This window comes from Sorangium sp. So ce1014, assembly GCF_051521505.1.
Classification (GTDB): domain Bacteria; phylum Myxococcota_A; class Polyangia; order Polyangiales; family Polyangiaceae; genus Sorangium.
In genome coordinates, this window is record NZ_CP150356.1 from 488,037 (window position 1) to 500,703 (window position 12,667).

10 protein-coding genes, 1 pseudogene and 1 CRISPR repeat array are annotated in these 12,667 nt (G+C 68.0%); of the genes and pseudogenes, 5 read left to right on the forward strand and 6 right to left on the reverse strand.

The features are described from left to right. Positions 1-141 precede the first annotated feature (141 nt). Positions 142-611: a CRISPR direct-repeat array (repeat unit 36 nt; unit sequence CTCTCCGCCGCTGAAAGGCGGCGGCCCCATTGAAGC). Positions 612-1,225: 614 nt separating this feature from the next. Both WME75_RS01885 and WME75_RS01890 read left to right on the forward strand, forming a co-directional pair. Further along, positions 1,226-1,558: pseudogene (locus WME75_RS01885) on the forward strand (reverse transcriptase domain-containing protein); the annotation flags it as partial. Continuing rightward, positions 1,509-2,249: a group II intron maturase-specific domain-containing protein gene (locus WME75_RS01890; protein ID WP_437494728.1), complete on the forward strand. Its 741-nt coding sequence runs from the start codon at positions 1,509-1,511 to the stop codon at positions 2,247-2,249. The pseudogene WME75_RS01885 and the gene WME75_RS01890, both read left to right, overlap by 50 nt. Positions 2,250-2,376: 127 nt before the next feature. Here WME75_RS01890 and WME75_RS01895 read toward each other — a convergent pair whose 3' ends face one another. Then, positions 2,377-3,165, reverse strand: coding sequence for an ATP-grasp domain-containing protein (locus WME75_RS01895; RefSeq protein WP_437485804.1), 789 nt, complete (start codon positions 3,163-3,165; stop codon positions 2,377-2,379). Between WME75_RS01895 and WME75_RS01900 the strand changes: the two genes are divergently transcribed. Next, complete coding sequence (locus WME75_RS01900) at positions 3,166-3,390, forward strand: hypothetical protein (protein ID WP_437485806.1); 225 nt, start codon at positions 3,166-3,168, stop codon at positions 3,388-3,390. It abuts the gene before it with no gap. Between the two features lie 113 nt (positions 3,391-3,503). Here WME75_RS01900 and WME75_RS01905 read toward each other — a convergent pair whose 3' ends face one another. The 5 genes from WME75_RS01905 to WME75_RS01925 all read right to left on the reverse strand — a co-directional run bounded on the left by WME75_RS01905 (position 3,504) and on the right by WME75_RS01925 (position 10,684). Continuing rightward, on the reverse strand, positions 3,504-5,303 hold the full coding sequence (locus WME75_RS01905) for a hypothetical protein (protein WP_437485808.1): 1,800 nt from the start codon (positions 5,301-5,303) through the stop codon (positions 3,504-3,506). An 11-nt stretch (positions 5,304-5,314) separates the two neighbouring features. Beyond that, entirely contained in the window at positions 5,315-5,731 is a 417-nt protein-coding gene (locus WME75_RS01910; RefSeq protein ID WP_437485809.1) for a PAAR domain-containing protein, read from the reverse strand. Between the two features lie 34 nt (positions 5,732-5,765). Next, positions 5,766-6,563: a hypothetical protein gene (locus WME75_RS01915; protein WP_437485812.1), complete on the reverse strand. Its 798-nt coding sequence runs from the start codon at positions 6,561-6,563 to the stop codon at positions 5,766-5,768. Between the two features lie 222 nt (positions 6,564-6,785). Then, positions 6,786-8,033, reverse strand: coding sequence for a hypothetical protein (locus WME75_RS01920; protein WP_437485814.1), 1,248 nt, complete (start codon positions 8,031-8,033; stop codon positions 6,786-6,788). Next, the gene (locus WME75_RS01925) at positions 8,033-10,684 is read right to left on the reverse strand and encodes a type VI secretion system Vgr family protein (protein WP_437485816.1); all 2,652 of its coding nucleotides are present in this window, start codon (positions 10,682-10,684) and stop codon (positions 8,033-8,035) included. The genes WME75_RS01920 and WME75_RS01925 overlap by 1 nt, the downstream gene beginning before the upstream one ends. 276 nt (positions 10,685-10,960) lie before the next feature. Here WME75_RS01925 and WME75_RS01930 point away from each other — a divergent pair, with 276 nt between their 5' ends. Continuing rightward, positions 10,961-11,425 (forward strand): hypothetical protein, encoded by a 465-nt coding sequence (locus WME75_RS01930; protein WP_437485818.1) that lies wholly within the window; start codon positions 10,961-10,963, stop codon positions 11,423-11,425. Then, positions 11,422-12,477, forward strand: a complete 1,056-nt coding sequence (locus tag WME75_RS01935) for a hypothetical protein (RefSeq protein ID WP_437485819.1) — start codon at positions 11,422-11,424, stop codon at positions 12,475-12,477. The genes WME75_RS01930 and WME75_RS01935 overlap by 4 nt, the downstream gene beginning before the upstream one ends. Positions 12,478-12,667 lie beyond the last annotated feature (190 nt).

Below are 12,667 nucleotides of genomic sequence, written 5' to 3' on the forward strand. Positions count from 1 at the left end.
GGCTGCGCACGCCGAGCCTTGTCTTCAAGGCGTTCCGCTTTGCGCCATCAGTTTGCCATTATTTCTGAATGGCTCAGCACGCGCGAAATCCAGGTTGAAGCTGAAAAGTCTTGTAACAAGATAGCGGCACTTGCCCACGATCTCTCCGCCGCTGAAAGGCGGCGGCCCCATTGAAGCCGGATGCCCATGGCCGCGTCGAGCTCGTCGCGCTCGCCTCTCCGCCGCTGAAAGGCGGCGGCCCCATTGAAGCAGGTAGCTGTGCGTCCGGAGGCGCGGCCGCTTGTGCACTCTCCGCCGCTGAAAGGTGGCGGCCCCATTGAAGCCAGTCCAGCGGAATCTCCGGAACGATGACCGGCTCGATCTCTCCGCCGCTGAAAGGCGGCGGCCCCATTGAAGCTACGCCTCGATGCGCAGCCGGACGGTCGAGTAGCTCTCTCCGCCGCTGAAAGGCGGCGGCCCCATTGAAGCAAGTTACCCGATAGTTGCCGAATTTGCCCAGCCGAGCTCTCCGCCGCTGAAAGGCGGCGGCCCCATTGAAGCACCCGCTGGCGCTCCGCGTGGCGATCGCCTCGAGCCTCTCCGCCGCCGAAAGGCGGCGGCCCCATTGGTGCGCCCGGCATGGGCGCGGAACTGGAGGTGAAAGTCCTCTTGGGACCCAGGCGGAAAGGAACCCAACACCGAAGCGACAAGGGCGAGCCCGCGAGGGGTCGTCTGGTGGAAGTCTAAGGTGCAGTGCCGAACCGAGCGAAAAGCGAAGCGCTGACGAGGCGCACGTACCGCGGGGTGAGCCGGCCAACGGCGGCGAAGCCCAAATGTCCGTCGGGCGGCGTGCGTATAGGCGACGGGCTCGGCACGAAGTTTCGCGCTCTTACCCGGGGAGACCTCCCGGCTTCCGCCGCGGGCGACCGCGAGCGGTAACCACGGAGAACGAAAGGACAAAGTGGTGAAGGGACGGGAGGAGTCGGAGGGTCGCGTACTACCGGAAGGCCGCCGAAAGGCGGTCCCAACCGCGGCGACGCGGGGAGGGAAGGCGACCACGGCCAGCGAACAGGCAGGACAGCTCGAACTGTTCCGAGCAACAGCCGACAACCCGCAAGGGTCCGACGGCGGGGTGGACACGGGCCGGCCCGTGCCTGCGCCACGCGCGGTGCCGAAGGCTCGGAACACGAAGGGAATGGCCCTGCCGGCGATGACGATGGAGGAGGTGGCGTCCGAGGACAACCTGATGCGTGCGTTCGAGAAGGTGCCGCAGAACGACGGCGCCCCTGGACCGGATCGGCAGAGCGTGGACGAGGTGCGCGCGCACCTCGGCAGCGTGCTGCCGGTGCTGCGACGCGAGCTGCTGGATGGGAGCTATCGTCCCGGCCTGATCCGCCGGGTGTGGATCCCGAAGGCAGGAGGCGGCCAGCGGGGTCTTGGCATTCCGAAGGTGGTCGATCGGATCGTACAGCAGGCGGTGCACCTGGTGCTCAGCCCGCATTACGAGCCGACGTTTCACAAAAGCAGCCATGGCTTCCGGCCGGGAAGGAGCTGTCACACGGCGATCGCGGACGCCGTGCGGCATCTGGAGGAGGGTCACGAGTGGAGGGTCGATCTCGGTCCGCGCAGCCAAGAGCGCGGTCGCGCGACCGGAGGAGCGACACGTCGTCGGCTTCAACCTGCGGCGCGAGCCGGAGGATGGGAGCGTCGAGGTGGGGCTGTCGAAGCGGTCCAAGACCCGCGTCGACGAAAAGGTCCGCGAGCTGGTGCCGCGCAACTGGGGAAGGTCGCTCCGCGACTGCATCCTCCAGCTCAACGCGTACCTGCTCGGCTGGATCGGCTTCTTCTGGATCTGCACCGAGGCCGCGGCGCGGATGCTATCGAACCTCGACGCGCCCATCCGGGACGCGCCCATCCGGCGGCGCCTGCGCGCGCTGCTGCTCAAGCAGTGGAAGCGCAAGCGCACGATCGCACACCGGCTCATCCGGCTCGGCGTGAAGCCCAAGCCAAGACGGTGTGGAAGGTCTACGAGGGGCATCGCTCCTGGTGGGCGCTCAGCCACAGCTCGCCCGTGGGTCGGGGACTGCGTAACGCGTACTTCGCCGAGCGTGGGCTCGTTTCTCTGGCGGCCAAGTGGAGGGAACAGCAAGGCCGAGCCATCATCGCCCCGGCGCAGCTTGCGCTGCCGCTGGGATAGCTGCGGGTGGAAACACCGGCGCCGGACGACGAGGGCGACCTCGAACGCCGGCGTCCCGAAGAGCCGGATGTGAGGCCCACAAGTCCGGTTCCGTGAGAGGGGCCCTGGGCGACCAGGGGCCTCGACTCGACAAGCTCGAGCAGTTGCGCAACCGCCATCGCCTCGGTGTTGTATCTCTCCGCCGGGACGAGCCCGAGCCCTCATCCGACGCGCCGCACCCAGCGCTGGTCTGCCTCCGACACCATGCCCCGTGGCACGGCTGCCCGTTGCAGAACGCGTAGCACGCTCGCCGGGTCGCACCCGCAGAGCCCCGAGGCCCACGCGGGATTTGCCTCGACGACGCCCCAACCTCGCCCCGCCATTCGTCCGATGTCCACGACCACCGCGGGCGGTAGCTCCACGTCGGCGTCGGCGAGCAGCGCGTGGATCGACGCGGATGCTGCCTCGACCTCCGCTCGATCCGCTTCCCAGTCGCCCGCCGCGCTGCGCGCGATCTCCCCGCCTCGGATATAGGGCGAGAGCGCCGCCACCTCGCGCTCCACCACGAAGAATCGGAGCTCCACCTCGAACACCACCGGCTCGCTGACGAGAACAGGCAGATCCGGCGGTAGCCGTGGGTCCGGGTCCACCGCAGCGCCGTCCGCATACACGCGTGCGGGGAAGATCTTCTCGTCGGTCGGCTTGATGAACGCGCGATCGCGGAGGGCCAGGACATCCTCGAGCGTGGTAAGCCGCACGTCGCGAAGGCGATGGCGCTGCGGCAGGCGCGGCAGCCAGTCGGCGGTCGGTTCGAGCAGCGCGATCCCGAGATCGTCCTGGATCGCGTCGGCGAGGATCGTCTCGCCGTAGAACACCGGGTCGCGCGCCGCGAGGCCCTCGGGGCAGCGGAACGACTGGAGGCGCTCGACGTCCCAGCCGGCGGCGAGCGCCGCGGCGAATAGCGCGTTCGAGTCAGGGCTGTAGCGGCGGGAGAGGATGAGCGTCGGCACGTGCTCGGATGTACCACGGTGCCCGCCACCACCGCGGCGGATGTCTGGACCGTGGCCCTCGCGAAGGAGCTGGGCGCCAGGTGGCGGAGGTGCTTTGGGGGCATCCGCCACCTCGAGCCGGCCGGCATCGAGGCGGTGCAGATCGTCGAGGGGGCGTCCGACGGTTCAGCGTCCCTCTCGAACTTCTGGGCAAAGTGTCCAGACGTTCGCGGCACGGTCTGCTGAGCTCGCCCGGGGGCGCGCACCTCGTTCCATGCCGCATGCGGGGCACCAAGGTCCGCGGACGACGTCTGGGTGAACATCCATCCCGGCGATCGGGTATCGCAAATCGAGAGGGTTCACCGCGGGGGTGTACCTCGCCTGGCGAAGTGGGCGTAGTAGTGCTGGTAGATGTCCTGCCACCTCGAGTACTCCGCCGGGTCCCCGCGGAGCCGCTCCTTCCAGGCCGCATCGACCGCCGATCGCATCTCGCCGGAACCCAGGCCGTAGCGCCGGAAGATCTCCTCGGCCGTGGCGGGGGACAGGGCCAGCTCCGCGCAGAGCGCGGCATACTGGGTGAGCGGAAGGATCATGTCCGGCGCCTCGTGGAGGGGCGCTGTACTTGCGTCGCCGGCCGTGCTCAACGGCGTGGAAGGCGGCGATGCCTTGAATGTCTGGGAGGCTGCTCCGGTCACAGAAGCCGGCGAGGACGCAGTTTGCGTCAGCAGCTCACGGGGGATCGCGAGGTGCAGCGACGTCTCCCGGAGGTCTGCTGCCGCCTGAGGAGCGGGCGTCGACGCTGCCAGAGCTTCGGCACGCCTCGCGGGGTCCGTTGCCTCGAAGGGGATCACCGGGCCGCGAGGGGGAGTCTGCAACGGTGACGTCTCTGCGACCTCCCGGGGGGCTCGCGGCTGCTGCGGCCGGGCTGTCGGTGTGGACGGCACGGGAGTCCCCGATGCTCCGGCCGTGAACGGGAGAGCGGGGCCACGGGGAATGTCCGAGAGCGGCGCGGTGTCCGCGATCGCAGGAGGCGGGCGCTTCACCACCTTCGCCGCACTGGATCGAGGGAACGGCAGCTCCGGCCCTCGCGGAATGTCGGGCAAGGGGGCGGTGCCGGTGAGCGACTCCGCAGCGCGAGGAGGCTTCGGCTCGGCTGTCACGGTCGCGAGCTCGGCGTGCATGGGCACGAAGGGGACCACTGCGCCTCGGGGGACATCCAGCAGGGGCCCCGTGCCCTGCAGGGCCGCCGGGCTCACGATCGAGGCCCTGGGGCCGGCGATCGCCCCGGAAGACAGGGCGGCAGGCGCGGACGGGGCGGCGACAGATGCTGGCGAGCGCTCGGCACCGTCAACCTCCCGCGCTCGGGCGAGGAGCATCTCCAGCCGACGCGCGTGATGCGCCTGGAGCCGCTCGAAGTCCTTCGCCAGCGCCGCATCACGCTCGAGCGCCGCCTGCCAGCGCCGATCCAGCGCGGCCCGCATCTCCTCATCGGCCAGGTCGTGGCGCCGCAGCACCCGTTCGCGTTGCTCCGGCAGCGCGTCGAGCTCCGCGCAGAGCGCAGCGTACTCGGCCAGGCCCAACCCGGGCTCGCCCAGCGGCACCGCTGCAGCATGCTCTTCTGCGGGCGCCTTCCCCGAGCCCCGCGCCTCGGCCACCCTCGACGGCTGCAGCACCCGGGGGCCGACCCGGAGCGATCCCAGCTCCCCCGGTCTCGCGTGCAGATCCTTGAGGAGTTCGCCGACCTTCGCGTCCTCGTCAACGCGCCGCACCCATCGGCGGCGGAGTCGCGCGACGTCGTTCATGCCCAGGTCCTTCTCCTGCAGCAGATCGAACGGGGCCGGGTGCGCCGCGAAGACAGCAAGGAAGCTCGCCCAAGCGGCTGCGTCCTCCGCGAGCGGCTCGACCTGTCGATCCAGCCAGTCCTCCGCCTGTGCCAGCTCCTGCTCGTACGCCGCGAGCAGCTCCGGCTCGGCGGCCAGCCGCTGCTTCCACGCAAGATCGGCCCGCGCGAACGTACGCGGCGTCAGCCCCTCGACTGCGAGCACGTCCGCGAGCGGGAACCCCTCCGCCACCGCCGCCCTGACGGCCGCGTACTGCGCCAGCGATATCCCTGCGCTCGCTTCCTGCGCCCCTGCTGCGGGCTTCGTGGCTGCCGCCATCCCCCGGACCCCTAGTCGCCGACCAGCACGGTTCCGGAGGCGATCACGCTCCCGTTCGGCGCGTCGGCCGGGTCGTTGCAGGTCATCGCCGGATCCCCGAGGTGCGCGGCCGGCTTGTTGTTGATGAGCACCGTGTTGCTGCCCGCCTGGACCCGAGCCTGATTCGACGGCGGCCGCTGGAACGTGCCCGCTGGAGGTACATGCGCGGGCGCATTCGCCGCGGTGCTGCCCTGGATCGCGGCCGGATTGCCTTCGATCAGCACATCCCGGCTCAGATCGTCGCTCAACGTTCCGCTGAACGGCATCGGCGTCGGCGTGGGCACCGGCCCGCCCGGCGAGGGGATCATCACCACGTGCGTGTCGATGCCGACGACTTTGTCCCCTCGCTTTGCCGCGGGCTTGCCCGCCTTCGGCCCATGCGCTGGCATGCTCGCTTCTCCTTCTCTCGCAGCAACCACCGGCTCACGGCCCGCAGTAGGGCGCGAGCGAGTTCCAGGTCTTCTCATCATGATGGGCCACATGGGCCGTCACGCTGAGCGGCTTCTCCGGCTGCCCAGACGGAGCAATAGGCACGAAAGTCATGATCCATAGCGCGTCACCGATCACGGCACGGAGCCCTCGACCATCGACCAGGACACCGAAAAGGCCGTCTACGTTGGGGATCTTGGTAAACGGTAGGTCCTTTCTCGCCTGGACGAAGATGCCGTAGAAGTCGTCATGCGCCCAGGAACATTCATGCTCTTCCGTAGGGTAGAGCCAGGTGGCTGTAACTTCGAGCACCGCGCTTCCGCCACCACCGGGTAGTTCACCGCCGCCCACCGCCTCCATGTAGCGGCACTCCGGCTCCTCGCAACGCTTCTTGGGAATGAGACCTTCGTGTGGAGCACGTTGGGTCAATGTCTCTTTCCTGTGCAAGAGGCACCGGTCCGGCGATTCGATCTGCTGAAACGCGACCGACCGCGTCGTCCGACCCTGCTCAGGGCACACCCCCTCGAGCACCCGCACGACCCTCTCGATCTGGGATCCCCAGCTTTCGCGCTGGAGCAGATACTGCCCCGGCGTCATCCGGCACGGCGGAACCCCGTCGCCCAGTATCCACACCGGCTCGTCGCTTGACGTGGCACCTCGTGCCCGGGCGCTGGCTTCGTCGAGCGGTACCTCGGAGTCCTCCTGCACCGGCTCTCTGGGCTGATCCTCCACCCTCTCGGGTAAGAGCCAGCGCTTGTCATGGGTGCGTTGTTCTTCATTGAACGTGACCACCCGGGCGCGTTGAATCGGTGGACATAGACCGACCTGCTCCCTCGACGCTGCGGACGGACGAGGAGCGGCGTGCGCGACGCCGGCTTCGGGCTGGGCTTGTCGCGCCGTTGGCCGGCAGGCAGAGGAGGTCACACCGACCGCAACAAACAGACCCAGGAGAACAAGACGACTCATCTCGCGCCTCATGATACCCCATCGGAACGGCTGGGACACGGCGTCGACCTACATCGCGGCCGCCTGTTGTGCCTCGGCTTCGGCTTGCTTGGCTGCCGCCAGCGCCGCATCTGCAGCATCCAGGGCCTTTTGCCTCTTGTCTTCTGGCGTCTTCTCGCTGGAAGCTGCTCTCTTCACGGCATCACCGGCAGCGACAACCTTGCTGAGCGCTGCGTCCGCCGAGCGTACCGCCGCACGGCATGCGTCCTCCTTCGCCGTGTTGCCGGCGAGGCTTGCCTGGCTGGCCGCTGGCCCCGCCGTCTCTGCTGCACTCTTGACTGCCGCAGCCGCATCCCTCAGCTTTTGGAGGCCGACATCGTCCTTCGTCCCCAACATATTCAAGGACTGCGATGCCTTGTGTGCGACGGCGATATCGTAGAACTCGTTGAGCACCTCGAATCCCATGTCGAAGTGCATCATGTCGCCAAAATCTTGTCCTCCCCAGCGCAGGCCCACCTTGATCAGCGCCAGCACGACTTCCTTCTTGAGCATCAGAAACCCTCGACAGGGCTCTCGGAAATTTGTCGCGCTCTCATCGATTCGGTCGGCGTTGATCTTCAAGGCGTTCTTCACCATGCCGTACCGCATCACTTTGCGATCGGCCTCGATCTGGGCGTACGCCTCGCCCAGGAGCCGCTCATCGAGGCCCCCTTGCTCGTCGTATGGGCTCCGTTCAGCGAGCTTTCCGCTCCCATCTCGGAGTGAGATCTTGCAACCGCTGAGCGTTGTGTCCTTCTCAGTTTTGACGCGGTTGACGAACTCGCTCAGGGATGCCTCGGTCAGGTCCCCCTGTGCGCCGCTCGGATAACGGTAGGCGAGGTAACCTACCAGCCCATCATGGACCTTCTTGAAGGTATCGTAGGAGCGTGATGCGTCGCTCGACTTGCGCGGCTGGATGCTGTGGCCGAAGCAGAAGAGCGTGGCCCGCTGATATACCTCCAAACAGGGCTCCCACACGTCGACCCTGCTCCACTCGACGTTCCTGTTGTTGTGAATCTCGCCGGTTGAACCATTGCCGCCGTAGATCGGCACCCATGGTGAGGCCGTGTACTCGATGTCGATCGCGCTCCCATCGCGGTGGTTTCCCCCGCCGCGCTTCCCCTGACCTCCGACATGCTCCTTCGCCGCGCACCATTCCTTGAATTTCTTCTGATCATCGGCGTCGTCGACCGGAGCGCCCATCGCTTCGCGGTACTGTCGATAGAGATCCTCCTGCGCGCGCAGGAGCTTCTTGAGGAGCTCCCGATTGACACCCATCACATTGCCAGAAAGGAAACCGACGCCAAGAAATCGGAACCAGTAGAGCCGAACGGTTCGCTTGGTGGTCGGCCCGCCCTTGGGGTGGGTAAGTTCCAGATCGGCGGCGTCCTGCGTCTGGGTGATCTCGAGGATCCCTCGTAGTAGCCGAGGTTGCGCAGCCGGAGCGCTGCGCCGGGCACCGAGTCCGCCGGCGCGCTCTCGCGCAGGCTGAGGGTCCACTGCTGGCGTGGCCCCTCCGGGTAACTCTCGATCCAGACAACGAGCACCGCGCTTTTTGCGGCTTCCGGTACCTCGATCTCGAGCTCACCGTCCGGGCCCGTGGTTCCCTCGTGAACGTGACCGTCGACCGTGAGGCGATAGTGCTTTTCCGCGTAGGGCGCCATCGCGACGTCCGACAGCTTGAGCCGCAGCGGCCGGGTCCTCGGCGGCTCCTCGTTCTCATCGCCGGAGAGCAGGTCGGCCGAGTCGCAGTTGAGCTTGACCAGCTTGCCGCGCAGGTGCGCATCATCGTCCAGATCCAGCGAGGCGTTCGGGGAGAAGATCCGGATCTTCTTGGCGACGAGCTCGGCCTCCTCGCCCAGATCGAGGGCAGGGCCCTTGCCCTTGATGCTCGCCCCGTTCGCTCCGGCCATCGCGAGCACGTTGCCGCCGATCTTCACGCCCTCGGGCGTGAGGGCGATGATGCTGTCGCCACATTGTAGCGTGAGCGAGCGGCTCGCCGTGAGTACGAGGCTGCCCGCGGCTCCGGTCGTGTGATCGCCGAACACGTAGAAGTCGCTCCGGGACGAATCACCGCGAGAGCCGACGGTCACCGCCGCCTGGCGCTCCACGTGGAGCGTGTAGGTGTCCTGGCAGAGCGTGACCGCGTCGTCCATGAAAACCTCCTTGGATACGCCGCCCACGACGAGCCGCCGACTCCCTCCGATCTCGTTCGTCTGGTCGCGGTCCACGCGCACGGTCTGGTGGCCTTGAACCCGTTCCTCGTGATCGCCGCCGACGCTGCCCCGCCGGTTTCCTCCGATACGCTCGCGCCGCTCACCAGCGACGTGATTGTGCTGGTCGCCGCGCACGTCGGATTCTTCGTCCTCGCCGATAAACGTCGTTCGGCGCCGCTCGATCCGCTCGTCGAGGTCGCGCTGCGCATGCACGTAGATCTGCTCGTCGCCCGCGGTGTCATCGAAGCTGAGCTCGTTGGAGCCGGCGGCAGCCGGTGAGCTCTGGCTTCGGAAGCCGCTCCTGAGCTTCTCGGCAGGGAGCTGGAAGGGCGGTGGATGGGTGGCGTTGTACAGGCACCCGAGCACCACCGGGCAGTCGGTGTCCCCGCCGAGGAAGCCGACCAGCACCTCCATGCCCACGCGCGGGACGAACTGCGAGCCGAACGACGCTCCCGCCCAGCTCTGCGCGACACGCAGCCAGGCCGAGCTCTTCTCGTCACGCCGCCCCTCGAGGTCCCAGTGGAACTGCACCTTCACGCGCGCGTGCTCGTCGGTGTGAACCTCGTGCCCGGCCGGCCCCGTGACCACCGCCGTCTCGAGGACCTGCCTCGGCTTGCGTGTTGGCGCACGCGGCCGGAGCAGCGCCGTCGCGGGGATGCACTCGAATCGGTTGCGGTAGGTGCGCTCCGCGGGTCGCCCGGACAGCTCGGGGGTATGGCCCTCGTGGACGACGCGGGTCACGGCGTAGGCTCCCTCGATCCCGGGGGAGGCCTCGGCGCTGAGCTCGAAGCGACGCCCCGGCGCGAGCTCGCGTACCCAGCTCTCGCCGCTGCCCACCTCCGCTCGGCGCTGGGCCTGCTCCAGGAACACCCGCGCGCGATCGGGTGTGACGTCCGGCGTGTCGTAGTCGGCGTGGTGCTGGTACACCTCCAGCGGCGGCGCCCCGCTCGCCTTGGGCACGACCCGCTCGCTCAGGACCAGGTTTGGCCGGCGGAAGTCATAGTCCCTGAGGTGTACCGAGCTTGGCTTGATGGATCGCTGCAGACCGAAGGAGATGATCTCGCGCCCTGTCGGCGTGAGGCCCTCCTCGGGACGCAGGATGAGGGCGACGGACTCGACGCCGAACGCTGCGGGGTAGTGCGCAGGGTCGTCGAGGAAGATCACGGGGGCGCGGGGCCCCGCGGTGCCTGGCGGTGCGTCGGCGAAGCAGAACGCGATCCCCTCCTCGGCAGCGAGCCGCCGCACGAACGCGAGATCGCTCTCGCGGTATTGCACACAGTAGCTGCGGACCGCATATGTCCGCGAGAGGCGGAGCTCGACCGGGATGGAGGCCGCGGCGAGGACGTGCTGGAGGATCTGCGGCACGGTCTCGTCCTGGAAGATGCGGCTCGTGGTCCGGCGCCGGAGCAGCGCGAGCGGGGGAACGAGGCGCAGGTGCCAGGTCGGGCCGGTCCGCGCGATGAACGCGGCATCCGCGCGCACCTGGTCGACGAGCGCTTCGATGCGGCGTTCGGCCCCGCGCCCATCGCGCAGGACGAAGGCGGCGAGGCGGCCGAGCAGCTCGGCGTCGCGGCCCTCGAGCTCGGGGGTGGCTCGCACGACGAGCTGGAACGAGAACAGCTCGGAGAGCGCCTCACGCCCGCGGAAGGAGACGACGCGCAGGTCCGAAGGTGTGAACGGCCCTGCGTGGAGCTCGATGGAGTCGCTGATCACGGGCGCAATCTATCAGACATCATGGTGCTGTCAGCAGAGAGCAGCGGCGCGACGCGCGCGCCCCGAGCGGTATGGTGATGTGACCTCCCGCTGCCCGGGGCACGTCAGCCGGATCGCGCCTGTGAGATGCTCTCCTCGAGCTCGCCCGGCGGCGCCGGACGCCTCGCCTCGACCTGCGCCGACACGCGCGCGTGATCGACATCGTGCTGTTCCTCAGGGCCCCACCAGGCCTACCTCCGCCGGCGCACGCTCGCCGCGTGCCAGCAGCGGTGCTGCGTGTGCGAGCTGCGGGAGCGCCCGGTCACGACGAAGCCGGTGAACATCTTCGAGAAAAAGGCGGCCAAGTTCCTGGTGGACGACGGCAGGTCGATCCTCGGGGTCGGCGACGACGGTGTGCGCTGGGTGCTCGGCATTCCGAAGGAGTCGCGCCCCCGTACCTACGAGGCGATGGCTCCCGACTTCGTGTCGGTGTCCAGCGGGCACAAGCTCATCCTGAGCGAGGCGAAGGGCGGAACGATCGATGTCTTCGAGGTGCGCAAGCAGCTCTCGAATGGGATGGCGGCAGCGAAGAAGAAAGGGCGCGCCGGAGACGTGCAGCGGTTCGAGCTCATCATGGAGCAGGGGGCGGAGCTCAAGCCGAAAAAGTTCATCGTCAAGGACGGCTACCTGTTTGATACGGACGAGGGCAAGACTGTGACCCTGAAAGACTTCGACAACTTCATCATGGTGATCCGGCTATGAGCGAATCAGGACCTTGTTTCTTCGCCTGGTGTGACGAGCCGGAGCGAATCGATGCGCTCGCGGCGGCGCTGTCTGCGCTGGTCATCCCAGGGGATCTCATGAGCGTGAGCATGAGCACCAGCATAGAGTGCGAGACATCCTCCATGGACGAGGCATTCGCGATGGTCCGCGCTCACTTCGGAGGATGGAAGGGCGCTCACATACTGTCCGGTGTGATGCCAAGCGCCTCCGAGCGCGTCATATGTTTCAGTATCGCATGCTACCCCGAAGAAAGCGAACGTCGCGCTCCCTGCGGCCCCCTCGACTTGCACCCGTGCGACAAGGCGGAGTTTCTCCCGAGCCAGCTCGACCTCGCCCTGGGCAGTGGTCCGCGCTCTATCGAGGCTGAGGCCGCCGTCGCCTGGCTCGCGGTTCAGGACGACCTCGAGGACCTGCTGCTCCGTCTGTGCGCGCCGGACGCGAGCGGGCGCATTCCGACGGGTGCCTGCACGAACGCTTGGGACTGGATCGCCCCGATCCAGATGTGCGCGACCTACAACGCGAACGCCGCGGAGCTCGCGCGCGACCTCGCCCTATCGTGGGTACACCTCCACGACAAGGACAGTGTATCGCGCATCGCGGGCATGTCGCTGGAGGCGCTCCACGCGCGCGTCGACGCCGCGCCGCACGGCGCCCGCGTCGCTATGAAAGGCAGCAGCGAGCTTTATCGCTCGATCTCCCGCGAGACGCTTCTCAAGGCGCTCGCAACACCGCGGGCAACGCTGATCGAGGCCCTTGAAGCGTCTGCGGTGCCCGACGATGCGTGGTGTGCCGCCGAACCGCGCGCGAAGGAGATCATGGAGCTTACCAGCCAGATTACAGGCCCGGGCGGGGGCCCGCCTGCCTGGCAGGTGAACCTCACGACGCGCGGGCACGTCCGCTTCCTCGAAGACCACGCCACTTTCCGCGTCCGGCGGCTCCCGAGCGGCGGCGTGGTGCTGGCGACCCACCCATACCGCACGCTCTGGCCGCTCTGGGCCGACGCCCTCTTCTTACTCGGTCTGATGTCCTGACGCAGGTCGTGCACGCTCTCTCTGCTCCGGACCTCGCACCCTGGCCGCAGGTACCAGACAAACGCACCCCTCCCTGAGCGCACGGAGCGCGCGATGAGGGAGGGGCGGACCGCTGCGCGCGCTGCTGCTCAAGCCGTGGAAGCGCAAGCGCAGCGTCCCGCCCCGACCGATCGGCGCCGCGCCCGCCCCC

What these genes read in the sequence shown, in the direction of transcription:
- WME75_RS01890 (WP_437494728.1), top strand. Translation starts at nt 1,509, where the DNA reads ATGGCTTCCGGCCGGGAAGGAGCTGTCACACGGCGATCGCGGACGCCG.
- WME75_RS01905 (WP_437485808.1), bottom strand. Translation starts at nt 5,303, where the DNA reads ATGGCGGCAGCCACGAAGCCCGCAGCAGGGGCGCAGGAAGCGAGCGCA.
- WME75_RS01910 (WP_437485809.1), bottom strand. Translation starts at nt 5,731, where the DNA reads ATGCCAGCGCATGGGCCGAAGGCGGGCAAGCCCGCGGCAAAGCGAGGG.
- WME75_RS01920 (WP_437485814.1), bottom strand. Translation starts at nt 8,033, where the DNA reads ATGGGTGTCAATCGGGAGCTCCTCAAGAAGCTCCTGCGCGCGCAGGAG.
- WME75_RS01935 (WP_437485819.1), top strand. Translation starts at nt 11,422, where the DNA reads ATGAGCGAATCAGGACCTTGTTTCTTCGCCTGGTGTGACGAGCCGGAG.